The following is a 20,264-nucleotide window of genomic DNA, read 5'->3' as shown; positions in this document are numbered from 1 at the left end:
GCAGCACGAATCACAAAATGAAATTAAAACTATTTTTTATACTAATCACAAGCTGCTTTTTTTTACAGGCAAGAGCTCAGGATCCAATTTTTACACAATATTTCTTAGTACCCGAAACCTTAAATTCAGGATTTATTGGATTTACAGAAACTACATCTATAGGTATCCTTCATAGAGAACAATGGCCGGATTTAGACCTTAAAATAGATACCGATTATGCTTCTGTTAATACGTGGAGCGAAAGACTCAACAGCGGTTTCGGAATTAGTTTTTTAAACCAAAGAGAAAATGTAACCAATTACAATTTTTCGCAAATAAACGGTAGTTATGCCTATCGTGTGCGATTAAATGACGACTGGTACTTTAGACCGGCGATAGAAGCTGGATTAGGAATGAAATCTTTTGCATTTCAAAATTTATTACTTGAGGACCAAATCAACATTAGAACTGGAGCTATTAATACCAGTTCTATGGATCCAATGTTACTAAACAGAAAAACGACGTTTTTTGATATGTCTGCCGGAATGGTATTCAATACAGATCAAATCTGGATTGGATTATCAATGAAACATCTCAACAGACCCAATATTTCATTCAGTTCAGAAGGAAATGTACCTTTAAATACCTTTTTTTCGCTTAGTGCAGGATATGAATTTTTGGTTATTGATTACATAGATGTTGTACTCCTTCCATACGAAACCAAGTTTTTTGTAACCTCAAATTATATGCAGCAAGGACGCTATAACCGATTTGATCTTGGAGCTTCAGTTCTGTTCGAAAAAATATTTTTTGGAGCGACAGCAGTAACAAATCCAGCCAAAAACGGAATCAACGGTGATTTGCTTACATCTATCAATCTTTTAACTGGTTTGCAATACGAACACTTAAAACTGGGACTTTCTTACGATATAAACACAGCTAAAATAGGAAGAACCGGCGGTATATATGAAGTCTCATTATCTTACCAGTTTGATTTGACCAAGAAATGCTTTGGCTGTCCTAATTATTCAGGCAAATAACAGGTTTGCACTATATTTTTAACCCGACAGGTTTTTAAACTCTGTCGGGTTTATAATTTAAATTAATAAAGAAATCTCCTTTTCAATATTTCGTCTTGCTTGATCTTCATATAAACTCCTGAATTCATTGGTTTGAAAAATAAATTCATTTTCCAAAAAATGTTTCAAAGCTTTTGCACGACCAGGTTTGTAGAGAAAATCAGGATAAATGCGGTATTCTTTTCTAATCTGTTCAAAATAGATTTTATAGTCGTTCCAATCCTTCGCTAAGATTTTCAAATCAAAATCGATTAACCAATTGACATCTTCAGCCGAATTGTGCGCATGTAGCTGTGTCGCACAGATGGCATCAAAAATAAGCTGTTTATCAAGTTTTGCATTTTCAGGCAAAATAGACAAAGCAAATTCAGCGCTTTTCAGTTCATTATCCTTTTTTGAACTTGAATAAATAAAATCATGATAAAAAATTGAAAATAATATTTCATTCGGATTTTGAAGCCTTTCAGAATAGGTTTCGAAACATTCAATCATCTCTTCTAAATGAGTTAGATTGTGGTAATGCCTTGATTTTTTGGAATATGCCTTTTCTAAATCGGACCAGTTTTGCTGATTTTCCTTTTCGTTAAAACCAATATTTAGAAGTAAATCGCTGTAAATTTTCTTCAAATTCATCTTGTTTTTTCCTCAAATTTAAAATTCTTTTTTTACTGCGAAAAATAATTGCGCAGTAGGTTTGAAATCTTTGCTCAAGAAATAAAACAATAACCAATTGTCTAATTTTAAAAACCAGAAATTATGAAATTCAATTTTTTATCAAAAGAAAAAACTACTATAGTTAATCACGAAAATGCAAAAGCTTTTCCATTAACAGCAGAATATGAATTGTATGCAGCAGTTGTGACAACTAGTTTGAATGCTTCGTTTTATGAAAATGATACTACACGTTTGGAGCGAATAAAAACTTTGATCCAAAAATGCAATCCGGTATTTGTTGCCAAGCTTGCGGTTTATGCACGTAACGAAATGCACATGCGTTCGGTTCCGTTAGTTTTGGTAGTAGAATTGGCCAAAATATATTCAGGTGATTCGTTAATCAGCAAAATGATCACATACGTAATTCAGCGTGCCGATGAAATAACTGAACTTTTGGCTTATTACCAAATGGCGAATGACCGAAATGGTGTTAAGAAATTGAACCGTCTGTCTAAACAAATACAGAAAGGTTTGGCAGTTTCTTTTAATAAATTTGATGAATATCAGTTTGCAAAATACAACCGTGATGGTGCTGTTAAATTAAAAGATGCTTTGTTTTTGGTTCATCCAAAAGCAAAAGACGATGCACAGCAGGAATTGTTTAATAAAATAGTAAACGATACTTTGGAAACACCTTATACTTGGGAAACTGAGCTGTCACAATTGGGTCAGTTTAAATACTCGAATGAAGCGGAAAAACAAAAGGCATTCACTCAAAAATGGGAGGAATTGATCGACAGCAATAAAGTAGGCTATATGGCTTTGATGCGTAATCTGCGAAATATATTGGAAGCCAATGTTTCAGGTTTTCATCTAATGAAAGTTTGTGAGTATCTTTCGAATGAAAAAGCAGTTTTGAATTCAAAACAATTGCCTTTCCGATTTTTAGCAGCTTACCGTGAAGTGAAAGAATTGAACTTCAAGTATACTACTATGGTTTTAGATGCTTTGGAAGATGCCGTAATGATAAGCGCCCGAAACATAAAAGGTTTTGATATCAATACTTCGGTTGTGATTGCCTGTGACGTTTCTGGTTCAATGCAAAAAGCGATTTCGCCAAAAAGCAAAGTAATGCTTTACGATATCGGTTTGATGCTGGGTATGCTGATGCAAAACCGCTGTCAGAATGTGGTGAGCGGTATGTTTGGTGATACCTGGAAAATAATCAATATGTCAAAACGTAATGTATTGTCAAATGTAAACGAATACTACAAACGCGAAGGTGAAGTTGGTTATGCTACCAATGGTCATTTGGTTTTGGAAGATTTGATTAAACGAAAACAAATTACAGATAAAGTAATGCTGTTTACCGATGTTCAAATGTGGAACAGCAACCAGACTAATCATACTTTTAGCAAGTCTTGGGAGAATTACAAAAAAATAGCTCCGAATGCTAAATTGTATCTGTTTGATTTGGCTGGTTACGGTCAAGTGCCAATAAATATTCAGAAAAATGATGTTTATTTAATAGCCGGCTGGTCAGACAAAGTGTTTGATGTACTGCATGCTTTAGAAGATAAAGGCAGTGCTTTGAATTATATAAACCGAATAGAATTGTAAATTAAATACTGCTGCGCAGAATAATTGCGCAGCAGTATTTAAATCTTTGTAAAAAAATAAGCTCATTGAAAACAAAAAAATAAGTGCCGTAATTAAGTGTTACTTCGCCTTTTTAACGCCCAGGTCGGGAGTTCGAATCTCTCCATTTTTGTGTAATCATGAAAATGTAGCTCAGCGGTTAGAGCAGGAAATGTCACTTTTTGACTATTGCCTTATTTTTAAAATAAAAAAGAATGTCGTAAATAAGAGTTACTTCGTCTCAAATTTGGGGAGGAATAGCGAAGCTGTAAAAGCAGCAAGGTTATCCAGTTCGACTCTGGCAAGACAAGCCCCGTTTCTCTTATTGCTTTTTACTTCTTTTTAAAACTGAAAAATGTCGTGTGCCTAGAGTTACTTCGTTTAAGGAATCAAAAGCTCTTGCTAATTGTTACTTTTTCAAATTTATAAGATGCCGTTTATAAAGTGCTACTTCGTTGGTTGATTTTATTAGGTTCAAGTCCTAAATTGCCACTTATAAGCTATTGCTCTTAAAAAAAGAGTGTCGTCAGGAAATGGTTCCTTCGATCCAAATGAAATTTAAACCATTCTTAAATGTTACCTCTTATAATTATTTAATTAAAAAAAATGCCTTAAATGAAGACTTTCAAAGAAATAAAATATAAAGCTGAAAAAATATTTGAAAAGAAAAAACTTCAAAATGATTTTTATGGTTTTCAAATACAGCCAAATACTAAGTTTTTAAAAGGTATCAGTAGAAAAGAAATTGATAAATTAGAAACAATTTTTGGATTTGATTTTCCTTGGGATTACAGAGAAATGCTTTTAAATATTAGTGGATTAGATACAGAAGAAGTTTCTCTTGATCCAGACAGAGAAGATGAAATAAGATTTGACAATTTTTTCTATCAGTATTCCAGAGATATTGAAAAGTCAAAATGGCTTGTTGAAGACATAAATACATTCAAGATTTATGTGGAAGAAGCTTTAACTGAAGCTGGATTTGATGTTTCTCAAATAATTGGTTATATCCCAATTTACCATCATAGAGCTATAGTAGTTTTTAGAAATAAATATCTTTCACCCGTTATTTCAGTTATGGGGGCTGATATAATTGTATATGGTAATAATTTGATAGAATTTTTTAAAAATGATTTTTTAAGGTTTTAATTTATCTACGCAAAATAACTGCGCAGTGCTAAACAACCTTTGTACTATCAAAATGAGACAAACAATGAAAACACAAATAAACGGTACAGATATAATAGAATTAGGATTTCCTGAAGGAAAAATAATTGGGATTGCCTTAAAAATAAACAGTAAAAGAAACGGATTTACAAGAGACGAAATGATTACAAATTTTAAAAACGTCTTAGAAGCTCCGGAAAATTACATGGACGATAAAGTGTTCAGTAAATTGGCTGTTGCTTTAATCGAAAAATCAAATGAAAAACCGGAAGATTTCATTGCTTTAAATCAAAATCCGAATGCCTATTCGGCTTACGGATTAGATCATATTGAAGATGGTGCCAGAAAGCAGATGGAAGTTGCAATGAAACTGCCCGTTACCGTTGCCGGAGCTTTAATGCCCGATGCACATCAAGGTTACGGACTGCCGATAGGAGGTGTTTTGGCAACTAAAAACGCGATTATTCCGTATGGAGTTGGAGTCGATATTGGGTGCAGAATGGCTTTGTCGGTTTACGATATTCCAGAGGATTTTTACTTTGAAAATGAGGCTAAATTTAAAAGAGAATTAATCGCACATTCCAAGTTTGGGGCAGGTCATGGATTTCATGGTCAATACAAATCAGATCATGCGGTTTTGGAGAATGATATTTTTAATATGACCCCGTTTGTACAGAATTTAAAAGACAAAGCTTGGTCGCAATTAGGATCTTCCGGCGGGGGAAATCATTTTGTTGAGTTCGGAATTATGGAATTTGCAAAAGACGATACGATTTTAAATATCCCAAAAGGAAAATACGTGGCATTATTGACACACTCCGGTTCGCGCGGAATGGGGGCAACAATTGCAGGACATTATACCAAAATTGCTAAAGACGTTTGTAAACTTCCAGAAGCAGCTAGAAATTTAGCCTACTTGGATATGAACTCCCAATTAGGTCAGGAATATTGGATGGCGATGAATTTGGCTGGTGATTACGCCTCGGCTTGTCACGAGATTATTCACAACAAAATGGAGAAAGCTTTGGGTGTTGCGATTTTAGCTAAAGTAGAAAACCACCATAATTTTGCCTGGAAAGAAATCTGGAACGGTGAAGAAGTGATTGTACATAGAAAAGGTGCTACTCCAGCCGGAAAAGGCGTGATGGGAATCATTCCGGGAAGTATGACAGCTCCGGGATTTTTGGTGAGAGGAAAAGGCGAGGGGAATGCTATCAATTCAGCTTCGCATGGAGCAGGAAGACAAATGAGCCGTACGCAGGCGATTAAAAGCATTACCCAAACCGAAATGCAGACCATCTTGAATGATCACGGAGTTACTCTTATTGGTGCCGGTCTTGACGAAGCACCAATGGCATACAAAGATATCAATCAAGTGATGGAAGCACAGCAGGATTTGGTTGACGTAGTCGCCAAGTTTACGCCAAAAATGGTAAGAATGGCTGATGACGGGAGCAGGGAGGATTAAGTTAACCTAACAGGTTTCAAAAACCTGTTAGGTTTTTGAGTTAATTAGAAAAGTTCTAATTCCTAAGTAATCTTGGTAGTTTAAGTTGGGAAAACAGCTGGGTTTTTGAAAAAAAATAAGTAAGAGGTTTGTTTATTTTTCTTACTTTGCTAAAAAAACAAATCCATGAAGTTTATATCCAACAGAACTATAATCCTAAAGTCATTTATTGCAGCATTAGCCATATTGGGAATCAAAAATTTTATTTTCAAGCATCTTTCGCTTTGCGGGCAGGATTTTCATGACTTAATCGAACTTTCGGATATTACGATTATTTTTACGGGAGCGTTTTTTGTGTTCGGGTTATTATTGGCCGCAACGATGACTGATTTTAAGGAAAGTGAAAAAATACCGGGCGAAGTAGCTTCAAATCTGGAAGCGATCAAAGACTGGATTTACCTTGCTTTCAGAGCACCAAGAACAGGAACTACTGATTTGTGTAAAGAAGAATTAAACAGTACTTTGCTGCGTAAGGAAATGCTTGCGATTACCGATGGTATTATTTCATGGATTTATTCCAGTGGAAAAGATTCTACAGTGATTTTTCCGCTGATTCGTAAGTCCAATGAAATTGCCTATTATTTTGCCGAAAGAGGTGTCGATAAAGAAGCCATAAAAGGCATTCAGGAAAATACCAATGCCATGCGAAAACAGCTCACGCGTGCCTACTCGATTTCGAGAAACAACTTCATAAAGCCAGCGTACACTTTGCTCCAAAGCATTCTGTTTATAGTGATGTCGCTTTTGCTGATTACCAAATTCAAAAGCCCGTCTGCCGACTATCTAGTGACCTCGGCCATAACGTTTATATTTTGTTATCTGTATTTACTGATTAGCGGTCTGGATGATCCATTTGATATTTTCAATGGTGATACCAATGTTGATCTGAAACCCATTGACCGATTCAAACAGCGTTTGGTTTCGGATTTTTTTGGATAAAGTGGTAGAAAAAATGACTAGGACTGCTATGGGCTTTTTTGGAATTTAAAATTCTAAAAATTTAATATGAATTTACAGAAAAAACAGCTATGGAACAAGAAAATGAAGATTTCGAGATACTCACAGATTATATATTGTCAATTAAATTTATGCAACGATTTGATTTTGTCGAATTTATTGATTTTGATTCAATTGAAGATTGGGCAATACAATTAATCAATTTAGGATGTGAGAATGAAGCTCTTTATACCTTAGCTACTTTTTATAAGCCCATTAATCCTGATGAAATTATGCTTTATTTAAAGCGTACTTTTTTAGAACTAAATTTAAAAGAAAAGTATAATGATGAAGCTGAAATATGTTATGCACGGTATCATTTTAATAAAGTTGTAAAAGGAGAAGATGTGGAAACAAATTCATTCTATGCTTCAATATTCTGTGATGGAGATGGTCGAAAAACACATCCAGACGAAGAGCTTGATTTTGGTGTTCTTAGTGAAATTTGGCTTGATATGAAATATGATGCTGATTACTGGTATAGAGGAGTAAATATTAGTAATATTGAACAAAAAGTTATGGAAAAGGCTAAATGGTGGTTAACAAATAATCCTAGAAATTAAAATATTTAGGTCTCAATTGAAATAGAAAAATTTTATCAATGACAAATCTCAAAAACCGAGGAAAAGAAGCTAGCGATGACGCTTTGTTTGGAACTGAGAAAATGCAGTTCAAATTAAAAGAAGCTGTGACAGATATGCATTATTTTTTAAGCCGAGGTTATGGCGAAAAATCGACATTAGCATTAGTAGGAAACCGTTATCGTTTAAATGCTCGGCAGCAACAAGCGATTCGTGGAATGAGTGCTTCTCAAAAACAGATTGATGACCGAAAAGCAAAAGAAATTGAAAGTCAGGATCTGGAAGGAAAAGAGATTTGTTTTGATGGATTTAATGTTCTGATTTTACTTGAAAGTATTTTATCAAATGCCTATGTTTTTAAAGGACAAGACGGTTTTATCCGAGATTTGTCAAGTGTGTATGGAACTTATAAAAAAGTAAAACAAACTTCTGAGGCTATTGTATTGATTGGAGATTTTTTTAGAAATGAAAAAATTAAAAAGGCACTTTGGTTATTTGACAAACCTGTTTCAAACAGTGGAAAATTAAAACAAATGATAGAAGAAATTGCTTTAAACAATAATTTAAATTGGGAATTGCAATTAGTAAACAATCCCGATAAGGTAATAGCTGAAAGTAATTACATAGCGGTAACTTCAGACGCTTGGATTTTGGATAATGCTTCCGCCAACTTTAATTTGATGAAATATGTTTTGGTACAGTTAAATATACATGAAACCATAATCTCTTGTGAATAAAAATGAAAGAAAATAGCAATTATGCTTTTAGTGATGAAGAATGGAAAACTTGTGTAAAGGTTTTACTGACCTTAAAAGATAACCCGTTTAATAATCCGGATAATGATTTGTTTGCTGGATTGATTACGAAGATTCACAAAAATGCAAAAAAGAATATCCGAAGTACAAGTTATACTTCAAAAAAGGAGCAAGACTTTAAGGTAAACCTAAGTTCTTCATCAGTTTTCAGGGCATTAAACGGCGAAACGTTATTTGCAGAAAAAGAAAATCCGGACGAACAGCAGTTTACCGAATTAAATCTCCCAAAAAACTGTTACGCCTGTAATCGTTCATATAAACTGGCGCATAGTTTTTACACGCGACTCTGTCCAGAATGTGCCGAAGAAAATTATGAAAAACGTTTTCAGAATATTGATTTAGTGGGACGAAATGTAATTTTGACTGGAGGACGTGTAAAAGTAGGCTTTGCCACAGCTTTAAAATTAGTAAGAAATAAAGCCAATGTTGTATTGACAACCCGTTTTCCGGCACTTGCTCTGGAACAGTTTAAACAGGAAAATGATTTTGAGCAATGGAAAGACAGCCTGATTATTTACGGACTGGATTTACGAAATTTAAATGCCATAAATGAGTTTATATCGTTTTACAAATCCAAATTCGACACTTTGGATATTCTGATAAACAATGCGGCACAAACTATTAAATATCCAAATGAATATTACAGACCGTTAATCAGGAAAGAAGGAAAACTGTTAGTTAAGTTTTCACAAAATACAAAGCTGATCTCCAATAAAACACCTGTTGCATCAGAAGTAAAAGCTCTCGAATATGGATATGTAGAAAAGACAGAAATAGCGCTTTCCCGTTTCGGACAGCCCGTTGACAATCGTGAAAAAACAAGTTGGAATTCAACTCTTGAGGAAATCAGTATGTACGAACTCGTTGAGGTAAACCTAATTAATCAAATTGCGCCTTACTTTTTGATAAAAGAACTGAAACCGTTATTTTTAAATTCAAAGTTTAAAGAATGTTTTATTATAAATGTTACTTCATCTGAGGGTATATTTAGTTATACCAATAAAACGATTTTTCATCCGCATACAAATATGACCAAAGCAGCGCTGAATATGATGACATTAACTTCGGCAAAAGAATTTGCTATTGATTCTATTTTTATGACAAGTGTAGATGTTGGCTGGATTTCGACAGGAGCAAAAGAAAGTTTAAGAAAAAAACAATTTGAAGAAGGATATATTCCTCCATTGGATTCTGTTGATGGAGCCAGCAGGATTTTTGATCCGATAGTTCAGGGAATCAATGGAAAAAGTATCTTTGGGGTCTTATTGAAAAACTATAAAATCTCCTCTTGGTAAAATTTTGGATAGTAGTTTAATTGGAAAAACATTCCAACCACCGGAAAAGTTTTGGGTTCGAGTCCCAACTGTCCACTAGGGTGTTAGTTCAATTGGAAGAACAACAGTTTGCTAAACTGAAAGTGCAGGTTCGAGTCCAGGCACACCCTTTTATTAATGTTTATATTTGATTCTTGGACAGTTCCAATACTTAATTTTGGAGTGATATAAAACAAAAGTGGAAAAATTGCAGATCTTTTTAGGAGGAGGATTTATATTAGGAAAGCAGGAAACATGGAATATGATGATTTACTTGAAATGGCGGATAATTTAATCGCTTCCATCGAAAAGCAGTATCAAACTTCGACTTTGCCGGGAAAACCGGATGAAGAAAAAGCAATTCAGACTTTAATTAAAATCAGAGAAGAGTTATATTCATAAAAGCAGAATCTTCCCAAAAGGGAGATTTTTTTGTTATTGCCCAATTCAGTTTCAAGGAAATCTTAATTTTATTCAGGCGAAAACCAAAATGAGATGAATTATTTTTAGGATTTATACTGCAAAAACAGGTGTTTGTACGCAGTCTTTTCATTTTTTATAGTTCTAAATTTGAATTTCAATAGCAACAAGGGTATTGAACAATAATTCAGGTTTAGAAATGAAAAATCGCAATAAAATCATATGGGTCTGTTCTTTTTTACTCTTTAGGGCTTTGTTGTTTTCCCAAAACGAAAGATTAATCATCGGAAGAACAACAGGAAAATTGGAACTGGATAATACCGTTATCCAGGCTTTTGGTTTTGCCGATTCGCTTTCGGGACAAATTACTTTTCCGGGATCTTATATCGATATAAAAGAAGGCGATAGTATCCTTATTGATTTTTGGAATATCTCGCAGGGAAATCCTGTTTCATTATACTGTAAGGAAATTGAGTTTGTGCAGCATGATAAGGAAAACGAGGTCATGAAAGTAAAAGAAGCCGTTCATCATATGGAACACGGATTTTATTCCTTTCAGGCTAAAAAATCAGGAACCTATTTGTATTACAGTCCCGAAAATTATCCTTTCAATCTTCAGGCTGGGATGTTTGGTGTAATTGTTATTCGGCCTAAAGAAAATGAATATTCGTCTGTTAAACCTTCAAAAGAAGTAATGTGGTGCAGTAACGAACTAGATTCACAATGGCACACTGATACCATTATGGGAACCGAATATGATCCTTCAAACAAAGCTGTCATTCTTCCAAAATACAAGCCTGATTATTTTCTGATTAACGGAGAAACGTTCTCAAAAAATAAAGGTTTACAGTCATTGGCGCACAAAAAAGATACGCTTTTGCTCCGGTTAGTAAATGCAGGTTTGTATGAACACGAAATTGTGTTTCCGTCCCGGACCAAACTTCATTTACTGTATGGAAAAGATTTTAATATCAAAGCAGTATCAAAAGGATATCAGTTAAAACTGCATCCAGGCGAATGTTTCGAACTGCTGGCTTATTTAGGCGATACAGGAGAAACAGAAAAAATCAAATATCGTTTTATAAATCCCGCTTTAAAGAAAACAAGTTACAAAGCGGCAATTCCTGTCTTTTATTAATAATTTAAACTCATTTCTCATGAAAAAAAGACTACTTTACCTTATTCTTCTTCTTTCATTTTCTTTCGCTTTTGCACAAACCAAACCTACTTTTTGTGTTATAGGAAACGCAACAAACAAAGAAAGTGTGCAAAAAAACAAACGACTGGATATTTCTAAAATCAAAGTCGAAAATATTTCCAATCAGCCTATTTATCTGGTTTGGGAAACGGTATCGAATACTTTTCCTAAAGAATGGGATTGCTCGATGTGCCAGCACGGTGCCTGTCAGATCGGAATTCCCCAAGGTTCTGCTTTTAGAAAACTCAATGCAGATCAGCAGGGATTTATTGCAATTCATGTTATTCCATCCAATAAAACTGGAAACGGTACTGTAAAGTTTAAGATCTACGATAAAGCGAACCCTGATTATGCTCAAATTCTAACCTTTCAGGTAGAAGCTCTTTAATATCAATAAACAAATCATTATTAACCCAAAAACATACAAAATGGAAAAAAAAGTTACTTTATTCTTTATTATTTTGATTGCAGGTTTTTGCTTTGGTCAAAATAAAAACAATGTACAATATGTACGAAAAAATGCCAATACACCTGAAGCACAGGCAGATCTTGAAGCTATGAATGTTGCTTTCAAGAAAATGCGTGAAATGGGCTGCGAAAAAGGCCTGAGCTGGTACTATCAGGGAGCGATTCATAATATACCGGACGTTATTCAGGGACAGAACCAGCTTTGTTCAGCATACCAAACTTCTAAAGATAAATTGTGGGCGTGGGGAGATTGCACTCATAAAAAAACAGAAAGTGCTTCTTTGAATTTTTTGTTATGGCACAGAATGTACATTTGGTATCTGGAAAAAATTGTTCGCGATTTATCCGGTAAAAAAGATTTTGCTCTTCCATACTGGAATTATGGAAGTGTTGCAAACAAAGACAATATTATGCCTGAAAAAATAAGAGAAAAATCAGGTTCATTGTACATTGCATCGAGATACAGTATTTTGAATGATGGAAAAGAGATTCTTCCAGATCAGTTAAAACAAATTCAGTTGTCTCTGGAAGAATTAAAAACGAATCCTTCCTTTTCAGGATCTGCGGGATTCAGCAAAAATTTAGAAATCGCGCCTCACGGTTTTATGCATGATTTAATTGGCGGCGAATATGCAGATCCAGGTGAAACATTCTACAATGAAATTTACCAAAAGCAGAATTTCTCAGGTTTAATGGCCAATGTGCCTTCTGCTGGGTTTGATCCTGTTTTCTGGCTTCACCACAGTATGATTGATCGTATTTGGGAATCGTGGGATGTTTCGGCTTACGGACAGCGTCCGACTTTAGAACAGCTGAAAGCAAATCCATGGCCTTATGAGTTTATTGCGCCAAACGGAGATCATGTAACTTATACAATGGAAGAAATATATAATATTGTCTTCAATTTAGATTACAAATACGACAATTTGCTTTATGAATCAAAAGAACCTGTTTTAGCTGCGAAAAATGCAAAAACGAAAAAAGTAATTGCGTTTCAGGACTCAAAAGAAAAGATTATCTGGGAACAAAAAATTGGTAAACCGCTTGAGAGTACTAGCTTTACTCACAAAGTAACTTCAAACTTTGCTAAAAACACTAATAAAATTTTGAAAGCTGAAGTTAATTCAAAAATCGTATTGAATCTGGATGTAGTGGTTTACAAAGAACCAAAAGATTTTTACAGCGTTTATATTCGTTATCCTGGAAAAGCTGACCAATACGTGGGTACAATGACTTTCTTTGGCGTTGCCCATGATCACGGATTAGAAGGTACTCATGAAATAAGCGAAACTGGCGTAAAATTGAATTTCTCTTATTTTATTTCAGATGACTTATCGAATTCTGCTTCTGATTTTGAAATTATCATTAAAAAGACCGGAAGCGGAGATGCTAAAGTTACACTGGAAAAAATCAGCGTTGCCAAAGTAAATTAAACCCGTTTTTCTACCAATAAAAAGCCAAACCCTGCAAATCACCAATATTTGCGGGGTTTGGCTTTTTAATTTAATTTAAAATATTTATTGGTTCTGCCATTGATTCGCCGAACAGAGGACGTTTGTTCCCCCCAGATGATGATCCGAAATCAGCAGAGGTTATGTTTAAAGTTTTATTATTTGCTAAAGATGATGATATTCAGGACCCAATTATTTTAAGTCAGAATGATAAAACGTATGCTTAAAAAAGGGATGGACAGAAAAAAGAAATTTTAATTTCATAAAAATCTGTTAATTTAAGATATAAAGGACTACATTTGCGTCGAATTAAAATAAAAGAAATACATATGAGACTTTCAATAGAACAAAATTTTGACCATTTAGCAGGATATCTTCCGGCTAGGGATTCAGGATGTAATAGTATTTTTATGGAATTGAAGTGTAAAGTATAGTTTTAAACTCAACATAAATATAGAAGCGTCCTCAAAATGGGACGCTTTTTTTGTTTTATGACATTTAAATTTCGATAAATAGAATCAAAAAGCACTTAGATTTTGCTTTCTATGACACAAAAAAGGATAAAAATAAACGCTTAACTAAAAATAAACTAAAAAATAAACTAAAAAATAAATGATTAAATGTTTAATGCATAAACTAAATAACGAAATATAATCTTGAAAAGTAATCTAATGAGAGACAGTCATTTGATACAATTAAGGAATCTGCATCAGTATGCGGACAGGAATTTCTATTGATTTAATTAGAGCGTAAATAATTGATAATCAATAAAATAATTTAAAAAATAATTTGGATAATTGATTTTTTCGACTTTATCTTTGCCGAAGAAAATCATAAGAAAGATTTTCAGATAAAAATGATTTCAGAATATAATACAGCATATAAAATGAATTTCAATTTAAAAATATATAACACACAACTGCTAAACCCGAGAATGGATCTTGGATGTTTAACAATACAGGTGCATAGATACAGGCAATAGGATAGTTATGTCATATTGAATTTATAAAGCACCTTTAACCGGGTGCTTTTTTTATGCCCAAAAAATAATGATTTTGTAGCTCAGCTGGATAGAGCGTCTGCCTTCTAAGCAGATGGCCGAAGGTTCGAATCCTTCCAAAATCACTTGTTCTCTAGAAGGAACTGGCTCATTGGGGTTACTGGCTAACCTTCCCGACTGTCTCTCGGGAGAAACGGGTTCGACTCCCGTATGAGCCGCACACGGTGTTTTTAGTTTATTTGGTAAAGCCTCGGGCTGTGAATCCGAAGAACAGGGTTCGATCCCCGAAAACACCCAAAAAATAACTGGGAAGATAACGATTGGCAGTTTACCTGCTTTGGACGCAGGAGGCTGTAGGTTCTCCCGATAGCTATCGGGACTGTTTCTCAGACAAAATGGAAATACGCTAAAGCTGGAGAGTTAGGTCGGTCTGTAAAACCGCTGTCTTTTGACTGAGTAGGTTCGAATCCTACTATTTCCACAAATTTCAGGTTTGAATCCTGAGGATTAATTAAAAGCAGGAATGGTGAAATGGTAAACACGGCTGATTTAGGATCAGTTTTTTGAGGGTTCAAGTCTATCTTCCTGTACAAAAAGAAAAGTTTAATTAAAAAATAAACAATGAAAAAGATAAGTACATTATTTGCTAAAAACCCTGCTGATTTAGGAAGAGTAATTAATAAAATCAATATTGAAAACAATTGGGTTTTTGATGGACAAGCCATTGCGACCAGAAAATTTGACGGTACATCTGCAGCTATTATTGGAGGAGAAATATTTAAAAGATTCGATGCTAAAAAAGGAAGGACGATTCCGGCAGGAGCGATTCCGTGTCAGGAAGCAGATCCAATTTCAGGGCATCACCCGCACTGGTTAAAATGTGACCGTTCAAAATCGGAAGACAAACATTTCTTTGAAGCTTTCGATCGTTTAGAAAATAAAACAGACGGAACCTACGAATTGTGCGGCCCCAAAGTACAGGGAAATCCTGAAAAGTTTGACAAACATACTTTGGTAAAACACGGCAGTGAAATCCTTGATTTTGTAAGTCTTGAATTTGATGATTTGGAAACATTTTTGTCAGAAAATGATATTGAAGGAATTGTTTTCCACCACGTTTCAGATGGAAGGATGTGTAAATTGAGAAAAACAGATTTTGGAATTAAACGCCTGAAACTTGAAGCAGTATAAAAAATAAATACAAGTAACATTTAAAATTTAATAACGATGAAACAAAAATACAACCGTATAGCCCTTGTAGGAATTGAACAGGAAGAATATGATAGCATAAAAGCGCAATATTCCGGTCATATTATCTGGCACCAGTCAATACCAAAAATTGTGGTAAAAGATACTGTTTTGTATATGGAAAAATCGAATGGAATTGGAATGCTGCCTGTAGATAAAGTGGTTTACTACGGAATTTACGATAATGATTTTGATTTTATTTCAGGTCTTGCCATTTGGAATGGAGATTGTTATCCTAAAGCTTCTGCTATGCTGGACTGCCGATTTAAGATTCCTTGTCTGGTAAAAGCTTTATCTCTGTCAAGGTTTAGCGCACCGAGAGGTTTTGTAAGTGCCGGGGCTTCTGTAAGTACTGCGAATGATACAGTTGCAAAATGGGGCAACTGGCATTGCGGTGAAAACAAACACCGTTTTACAGGAGAGTGGGAAAGTGAGTTTACCGCTACCATTGAACCGTATTATGAAGGCGAAGCCGTTCGGATTATGATGATAGGAGATATCTACTGGCAGATTAAGTTAGAAGGAGACAATTGGCTGAAATCGATTCATCCTGATAATGCTGGTTTTATGCCTGTTGATGATGATCTGCTTGCTGATACACTTCATATTAAAGAAGCTTTGAAAATGGATATGATTGGAAATGATTACATCGTGGCAAAAGACGGCTCTAAATATTTATTAGAAGTGAATCATATTCCGAACATAACAAGGTTTGAAGAAGTCAGACAAGCTTATTTGTCGGCTGTAATTGAATGGATCAATTAATTTTTTTACACTGCGCAAAATAATTGCGCAGTGTAATTTGAATATTTGATTATGAATTTAAAGAAAAGAATAAGAGAAATCATTTGTGTAAAGAATGGTTTCAGTTTAAAAAATTAAAAAATGAATCAAAATATATTTTTTACGTCTGATCATCATTTTGGTCATACGAATATAATCAGGTTTAGTGAACGGCCGTTTGCTTCGGTAGAAGAAATGGATGCGGAACTCATTAAACGATGGAATGAAAAGGTGAGTCCGCGGGATATTGTCTATCACTTAGGGGATATTTCGCTGGCGAGACCAGAACGGACAAAAGAAATTTTGGACCAGTTAAATGGTTCTATTTTCCTGGTGAAAGGCAATCACGATAAATCAGCACTGAGTTATGCGAAACGATTTGAATGGATTAAGGATTACTACGAATTAAGTGTTACCGATGAAGACGCTTCAAACGGAAGACAAAAAATAATCCTATTTCACTACGCAATGAAAGTCTGGAGAAGTTCTTTTAGAGGTACTTGGCATTTATACGGCCACTCTCACGGCCATTTGTTTGATGACGAAACTTCCCGCTCTTTTGATGTTGGGGTTGACTGTCATAATTATGGACCGCTTTCTTATAATGAAGTGAAAGAACTCATTTTGAAGAAAGACTGGAAAGCTCCTTTTGGAGACAGAGAATTGTAAATTTTTTAAAAATTAGAAAAAATGAAAACTACAGATAAAATTATTATTATCGATTTAGAAGCCACATGCTGGCAGGGCACAGTTCCGCAGGGCCAGCAAAACGAAATTATTGAAATTGGCTTGGCCGTTCTGGATACAGAAACCGGCGTAATTTCTAAGAATAAAGGAATATTGATAAAACCGCAGCGTTCAGCGGTGAGTTCCTTTTGTACCGAACTGACCACAATTACCCAGGATTTACTGGATAAAAACGGAGTTAGTTTCGAAGATGCCGTCAATCAGCTGATTGATGAGTACAATCCGGATTTGTACACTTGGGCTAGTTACGGCCAGTACGATTTGAATATGCTTACAAAACAGTGTAAATTGTTTGGAGTTCCTTATCCGATGGGAGCAGAGCATATTAATGTAAAAGAGCTTTTTAAAGAGAAGTTTGGGTTAGTAAAACCAACTGGAATGAACGGCGCTCTGCATTTGCTTACTATTCCGTTAGAAGGAACTCATCATAGAGGCATTGATGACGCAAAAAACATCGCTAAAATTTTGCATTGGTGTCTGAAAAACTAGATTTTTTTAAAAGAAAATAGCTGCCGCCGATTAAGAGAGCTATAGAAGGAAACTGCAGTTATTTGGTATCTGCAGTTTCTATTTTCATTAGAGAATACAGCTTTTTTAATTATATAATTTTCAGCAAATGCCAGATTTAATGATATATTTGCTATTAAGCAGTTTAGCAGGAATATGTTTATTAAAGGGTTTTCTCTAATAAATAAATTTTTAATAGAAAGAAACATAATTTAGAATTATGAATGAAACGAAAATACCTTTTTTAGATACCATTTACCATCTTAGAACTATCGAACAGGTTATTTTGTATGATAAATTAATTACTATTTCAAAAAAAGAAGAAACAGAAACTATTTTGTTTTTAGAAATGGAATATGACAGGGAAATTTTAGAATACCCTGGAATCGTACCGGTTTTTAATCAAGAGGCTGCTTTGTGGGCTGCCAAAACGGTATATTTAGCTGCCCAGCTATTATTGAACAGAGCACATAAAATAAGTGATTTGGAACTGCTTTTGCCAAAATGGAAAGGACAGCAGGATGCTTCTGCAATTATTTCCGCTGATCTATGTCTGCGTTTTTTGCCACAGATTGCTGCTGAAATGAAAAGAATAGATCCAGAGGATTTAGTGATTCCTATTTTAGAAAAACATTTAATTCAGTTTCATTATTCCGCTATTGGATTTGATATTGATACTGAAAGTATAAACTACGATATTGTTTCGGTAAATGAATGTCTGCTGCAGCTTTATATTGATCGTATTGTACATAGAAAAGCAGTGAAATCTGCTCAATCTGATTTCATCAAAAAGCAATTAGAAATAGGATTTGGAGATTATAAAAAAATATTCTGGGCCCAGCTGTAAATTAATTAAACGAATAAAAATTAGAAGTAAATAAATGAATGCTACCGATAAATTAAATGCTGTTTTAAAGCATATAAAAGAAACTTTTGTTGGAAAAAATGAAATTATTGATCTGTTGGGGATTGGCTTATTAGCAAGAGAAAATGCTTTTTTACTTGGGCCTCCGGGAACTGCCAAAAGTGCGATTATCAGATCATTGTCCAAAGGAATTGAAGGAGATAAAAACTTCGAATATCTTTTAACCCGTTTTACAGAACCAAATGAAATTTTTGGACCTTTTGATATTCGCAAACTTAAAGAAGGCGAATTAATAACAAATACAGAAGGTATGATGCCAGAAGCTTCAATGGTTTTCCTTGATGAGATTTTCAATGCTAACTCGGCAATTTTGAACAGTTTGCTGATGGCACTTAACGAAAAAATATTTCGACGCGGTAAAGAAACTAAAAAATTACCAGCACTTATGTTTGTTGGTGCAAGTAACGTTTTGCCGGAAGATGAAGCATTGAACGCATTATTAGACCGTTTCTTAATTCGTATAAAATGTGACTATGTAGAACCAGATTTACTGCATCAGGTATTATTAGCAGGATGGAAATTAGAAAGTGCGGATTCAAAAGAAACACCGACAATTTCGGCTGATGAGGTTCGTGATCTGCAGCAGCTTTGCCGTAAAATTGATTTGACTGCTGTACGAAATGAATATGTTGATATAATTCACAGTCTTAGAAATACAGGAATAAAAGTATCGGACAGACGTGCCGTAAAACTTCAGAATCTTATCGCTGCCAGTGCATTAATGTGCGGCAGAAATGAAGCGATTGTATCTGATTTTTGGGTGCTGAAATATATCTGGGACAATGAGGAACAAATTGAGATATTAGAAGGAATAATTAATAAAATTATTGAGAAAGATAATTCTGAATCAGCACATCCGCAGGCCTTGTACAATAAAACGCCTGACTCAGAAAGTGTGATGAAAGAAGTCTGTTTTTTAACCGAAAAATGGCAGGATGAGAATCTTTCTTTTGAGGAACAAAATGTGATTAAAGACAAACTGAGATATATTCAAACGCGCTGTGATTGGATTAAAGACGCAGAAAAGAAAAAATACATTCAGGATCATATAGAGTCTTTGTGGCAGAGAATTCTACAAACTATTTAATATGTATTTTTTAGAAATCAATAAAGAACACAAAGAGTTTTTAGGCACAATACGTCATTGGGAAAACCTTAAAACAGCTTATGAAACTAATACAATCTGGGTTAAAGATTTTTCTACCGAACAAATTAATTCGGTCGAAATACTGCAGATTCCGTATGCAAAAATATTTGTGTTAAAGGAGAATTTACTTTTTGAAAAAGATAAACTTTTACCAGTAAAAAAACTTCCTTCTGGATTATTGTGGACACCCATTTTGAGAGCTTTGCCTGTTTCTCTTCCAAAGTTTAATCATAACTTTTTTGGTATTGATCAAAAAATAAAAATGGTTTTAAAGCCTTCAGAAAATGTAAAAGAAGCTTATGCTTTATTGGCAGATTATGAGGAAGCGAAGTCATATATTTTAACAGCACCAAAATATAGGCTGGAGCCATTGCGCTGGGTTGTAATTGATAAAAAAGTATTGATTATCGGAACTCCTTTACTGCCCTTAAAAGGTGATTCGTATTGGTTTGATAACAATTTTTTAATTCCTTCCGGATATGATTTTGAATGGAATGTTTTGACAAAAATACTTCAGAAACAATTAAATCCTTTTGAAGAGAATATCATATTCTGGAACAAGGACAGCAGCTATTCTTCCATACTTAAAAATAATATTAAAGAACTGTCAATTAGTTCATTTCGCTTAACTTTTTCATAAA

General features: G+C 34.4%; 20 protein-coding genes and 7 tRNA genes. 26 read left to right on the top strand and 1 reads right to left on the bottom strand.

Annotated features, from left to right (window positions below; all coding sequences use genetic code 11):
* Nucleotides 1-17: 17 nt before the first annotated feature.
* Complete coding sequence (locus IRZ80_RS00415) at nt 18-1,019, top strand: type IX secretion system membrane protein PorP/SprF (RefSeq protein ID WP_194639106.1); 1,002 nt, start codon at nt 18-20, stop codon at nt 1,017-1,019.
* 57 nt (nt 1,020-1,076) lie between these two features.
* On the opposite strand, the gene IRZ80_RS00410 is transcribed toward IRZ80_RS00415, so the two are convergent.
* Nucleotides 1,077-1,691 (bottom strand): hypothetical protein, encoded by a 615-nt coding sequence (locus IRZ80_RS00410; protein WP_194639104.1) that lies wholly within the window; start codon nt 1,689-1,691, stop codon nt 1,077-1,079.
* Between the two features lie 123 nt (nt 1,692-1,814).
* On the opposite strand from IRZ80_RS00410, the gene IRZ80_RS00405 reads away from it, so the two are divergent.
* The 25 genes from IRZ80_RS00405 (at nt 1,815) to IRZ80_RS00285 (ending at nt 20,263) form a co-directional block, all read left to right on the top strand.
* Nucleotides 1,815-3,332, top strand: coding sequence for a TROVE domain-containing protein (locus tag IRZ80_RS00405; RefSeq protein WP_194639102.1), 1,518 nt, complete (start codon nt 1,815-1,817; stop codon nt 3,330-3,332).
* Between the two features lie 633 nt (nt 3,333-3,965).
* The gene (locus IRZ80_RS00400; protein WP_194639100.1) at nt 3,966-4,499 is read left to right on the top strand and encodes a hypothetical protein; all 534 of its coding nucleotides are present in this window, start codon (nt 3,966-3,968) and stop codon (nt 4,497-4,499) included.
* Between the two features lie 64 nt (nt 4,500-4,563).
* Nucleotides 4,564-5,985 carry an RtcB family protein gene (locus tag IRZ80_RS00395; protein ID WP_194639098.1) on the top strand — a complete coding sequence of 474 codons (1,422 nt, stop codon included), beginning with the start codon at nt 4,564-4,566 and terminating at the stop codon, nt 5,983-5,985.
* Between the two features lie 165 nt (nt 5,986-6,150).
* A complete protein-coding gene (locus tag IRZ80_RS00390) occupies nt 6,151-6,963 on the top strand; it encodes a hypothetical protein (protein ID WP_194639096.1) in 813 nt (270 codons plus the stop codon).
* Between the two features lie 89 nt (nt 6,964-7,052).
* Entirely contained in the window at nt 7,053-7,583 is a 531-nt protein-coding gene (locus tag IRZ80_RS00385; protein WP_194639094.1) for a hypothetical protein, read from the top strand.
* Between the two features lie 38 nt (nt 7,584-7,621).
* Nucleotides 7,622-8,338 (top strand): DUF434 domain-containing protein, encoded by a 717-nt coding sequence (locus IRZ80_RS00380; protein ID WP_194639092.1) that lies wholly within the window; start codon nt 7,622-7,624, stop codon nt 8,336-8,338.
* A gap of 2 nt (nt 8,339-8,340) precedes the next feature.
* Nucleotides 8,341-9,711 carry an SDR family oxidoreductase gene (locus IRZ80_RS00375; protein WP_194639091.1) on the top strand — a complete coding sequence of 457 codons (1,371 nt, stop codon included), beginning with the start codon at nt 8,341-8,343 and terminating at the stop codon, nt 9,709-9,711.
* Nucleotides 9,712-9,716: 5 nt separating this feature from the next.
* Nucleotides 9,717-9,787, top strand: a tRNA-Trp gene (locus IRZ80_RS00370).
* Between the two features lies 1 nt (nt 9,788).
* Nucleotides 9,789-9,861: transfer RNA gene (locus tag IRZ80_RS00365), tRNA-Ser, on the top strand.
* A gap of 123 nt (nt 9,862-9,984) precedes the next feature.
* Nucleotides 9,985-10,131 (top strand): hypothetical protein, encoded by a 147-nt coding sequence (locus tag IRZ80_RS00360; protein ID WP_194639089.1) that lies wholly within the window; start codon nt 9,985-9,987, stop codon nt 10,129-10,131.
* A 217-nt stretch (nt 10,132-10,348) separates the two neighbouring features.
* Nucleotides 10,349-11,287 (top strand): multicopper oxidase domain-containing protein, encoded by a 939-nt coding sequence (locus IRZ80_RS00355; protein ID WP_194639087.1) that lies wholly within the window; start codon nt 10,349-10,351, stop codon nt 11,285-11,287.
* 19 nt (nt 11,288-11,306) lie between these two features.
* A complete protein-coding gene (locus IRZ80_RS00350) occupies nt 11,307-11,735 on the top strand; it encodes a hypothetical protein (protein ID WP_194639078.1) in 429 nt (142 codons plus the stop codon).
* Nucleotides 11,736-11,775: 40 nt separating this feature from the next.
* Entirely contained in the window at nt 11,776-13,248 is a 1,473-nt protein-coding gene (locus tag IRZ80_RS00345; protein WP_194639077.1) for a tyrosinase family protein, read from the top strand.
* 1,069 nt (nt 13,249-14,317) lie between these two features.
* Nucleotides 14,318-14,391 (top strand) — tRNA-Arg (locus IRZ80_RS00340).
* Nucleotides 14,392-14,411: 20 nt separating this feature from the next.
* Nucleotides 14,412-14,484: transfer RNA gene (locus IRZ80_RS00335), tRNA-Asp, on the top strand.
* Between the two features lie 6 nt (nt 14,485-14,490).
* Nucleotides 14,491-14,561 (top strand) — tRNA-His (locus IRZ80_RS00330).
* 102 nt (nt 14,562-14,663) lie between these two features.
* Nucleotides 14,664-14,747, top strand: a tRNA-Tyr gene (locus IRZ80_RS00325).
* A gap of 36 nt (nt 14,748-14,783) precedes the next feature.
* Nucleotides 14,784-14,856: transfer RNA gene (locus IRZ80_RS00320), tRNA-Leu, on the top strand.
* 31 nt (nt 14,857-14,887) lie between these two features.
* Entirely contained in the window at nt 14,888-15,457 is a 570-nt protein-coding gene (locus IRZ80_RS00315; protein WP_194639075.1) for a DUF5565 family protein, read from the top strand.
* A 36-nt stretch (nt 15,458-15,493) separates the two neighbouring features.
* Entirely contained in the window at nt 15,494-16,279 is a 786-nt protein-coding gene (locus IRZ80_RS00310; RefSeq protein WP_194639073.1) for a hypothetical protein, read from the top strand.
* A gap of 120 nt (nt 16,280-16,399) precedes the next feature.
* Nucleotides 16,400-16,966: a metallophosphoesterase family protein gene (locus IRZ80_RS00305; RefSeq protein WP_194639071.1), complete on the top strand. Its 567-nt coding sequence runs from the start codon at nt 16,400-16,402 to the stop codon at nt 16,964-16,966.
* A gap of 21 nt (nt 16,967-16,987) precedes the next feature.
* Entirely contained in the window at nt 16,988-17,533 is a 546-nt protein-coding gene (locus tag IRZ80_RS00300; protein WP_194639069.1) for a 3'-5' exonuclease, read from the top strand.
* A gap of 238 nt (nt 17,534-17,771) precedes the next feature.
* Nucleotides 17,772-18,398 carry a hypothetical protein gene (locus IRZ80_RS00295; RefSeq protein ID WP_194639067.1) on the top strand — a complete coding sequence of 209 codons (627 nt, stop codon included), beginning with the start codon at nt 17,772-17,774 and terminating at the stop codon, nt 18,396-18,398.
* Between the two features lie 34 nt (nt 18,399-18,432).
* Entirely contained in the window at nt 18,433-19,563 is a 1,131-nt protein-coding gene (locus tag IRZ80_RS00290) for an AAA family ATPase (RefSeq protein WP_194639065.1), read from the top strand.
* Nucleotide 19,564: 1 nt separating this feature from the next.
* A complete protein-coding gene (locus IRZ80_RS00285; RefSeq protein ID WP_194639054.1) occupies nt 19,565-20,263 on the top strand; it encodes a hypothetical protein in 699 nt (232 codons plus the stop codon).
* Nucleotide 20,264 lies beyond the last annotated feature (1 nt).

This window comes from Flavobacterium sp. HJJ (assembly GCF_015351475.1).
GTDB lineage: Bacteria > Bacteroidota > Bacteroidia > Flavobacteriales > Flavobacteriaceae > Flavobacterium > Flavobacterium marginilacus.
Note: the sequence above shows the minus strand (reverse complement) of the source record. Positions and strands in the feature narration are given on the sequence as shown.

What these genes read in the sequence shown, in the direction of transcription:
- IRZ80_RS00415 (WP_194639106.1), top strand. Translation starts at nt 18, where the DNA reads ATGAAATTAAAACTATTTTTTATACTAATCACAAGCTGCTTTTTTTTA.
- IRZ80_RS00410 (WP_194639104.1), bottom strand. Translation starts at nt 1,691, where the DNA reads ATGAATTTGAAGAAAATTTACAGCGATTTACTTCTAAATATTGGTTTT.
- IRZ80_RS00405 (WP_194639102.1), top strand. Translation starts at nt 1,815, where the DNA reads ATGAAATTCAATTTTTTATCAAAAGAAAAAACTACTATAGTTAATCAC.
- IRZ80_RS00400 (WP_194639100.1), top strand. Translation starts at nt 3,966, where the DNA reads ATGAAGACTTTCAAAGAAATAAAATATAAAGCTGAAAAAATATTTGAA.
- IRZ80_RS00395 (WP_194639098.1), top strand. Translation starts at nt 4,564, where the DNA reads ATGAAAACACAAATAAACGGTACAGATATAATAGAATTAGGATTTCCT.
- IRZ80_RS00390 (WP_194639096.1), top strand. Translation starts at nt 6,151, where the DNA reads ATGAAGTTTATATCCAACAGAACTATAATCCTAAAGTCATTTATTGCA.
- IRZ80_RS00385 (WP_194639094.1), top strand. Translation starts at nt 7,053, where the DNA reads ATGGAACAAGAAAATGAAGATTTCGAGATACTCACAGATTATATATTG.
- IRZ80_RS00380 (WP_194639092.1), top strand. Translation starts at nt 7,622, where the DNA reads ATGACAAATCTCAAAAACCGAGGAAAAGAAGCTAGCGATGACGCTTTG.
- IRZ80_RS00375 (WP_194639091.1), top strand. Translation starts at nt 8,341, where the DNA reads ATGAAAGAAAATAGCAATTATGCTTTTAGTGATGAAGAATGGAAAACT.
- IRZ80_RS00360 (WP_194639089.1), top strand. Translation starts at nt 9,985, where the DNA reads ATGGAATATGATGATTTACTTGAAATGGCGGATAATTTAATCGCTTCC.
- IRZ80_RS00355 (WP_194639087.1), top strand. Translation starts at nt 10,349, where the DNA reads ATGAAAAATCGCAATAAAATCATATGGGTCTGTTCTTTTTTACTCTTT.
- IRZ80_RS00350 (WP_194639078.1), top strand. Translation starts at nt 11,307, where the DNA reads ATGAAAAAAAGACTACTTTACCTTATTCTTCTTCTTTCATTTTCTTTC.
- IRZ80_RS00345 (WP_194639077.1), top strand. Translation starts at nt 11,776, where the DNA reads ATGGAAAAAAAAGTTACTTTATTCTTTATTATTTTGATTGCAGGTTTT.
- IRZ80_RS00315 (WP_194639075.1), top strand. Translation starts at nt 14,888, where the DNA reads ATGAAAAAGATAAGTACATTATTTGCTAAAAACCCTGCTGATTTAGGA.
- IRZ80_RS00310 (WP_194639073.1), top strand. Translation starts at nt 15,494, where the DNA reads ATGAAACAAAAATACAACCGTATAGCCCTTGTAGGAATTGAACAGGAA.
- IRZ80_RS00305 (WP_194639071.1), top strand. Translation starts at nt 16,400, where the DNA reads ATGAATCAAAATATATTTTTTACGTCTGATCATCATTTTGGTCATACG.
- IRZ80_RS00300 (WP_194639069.1), top strand. Translation starts at nt 16,988, where the DNA reads ATGAAAACTACAGATAAAATTATTATTATCGATTTAGAAGCCACATGC.
- IRZ80_RS00295 (WP_194639067.1), top strand. Translation starts at nt 17,772, where the DNA reads ATGAATGAAACGAAAATACCTTTTTTAGATACCATTTACCATCTTAGA.
- IRZ80_RS00290 (WP_194639065.1), top strand. Translation starts at nt 18,433, where the DNA reads ATGAATGCTACCGATAAATTAAATGCTGTTTTAAAGCATATAAAAGAA.
- IRZ80_RS00285 (WP_194639054.1), top strand. Translation starts at nt 19,565, where the DNA reads ATGTATTTTTTAGAAATCAATAAAGAACACAAAGAGTTTTTAGGCACA.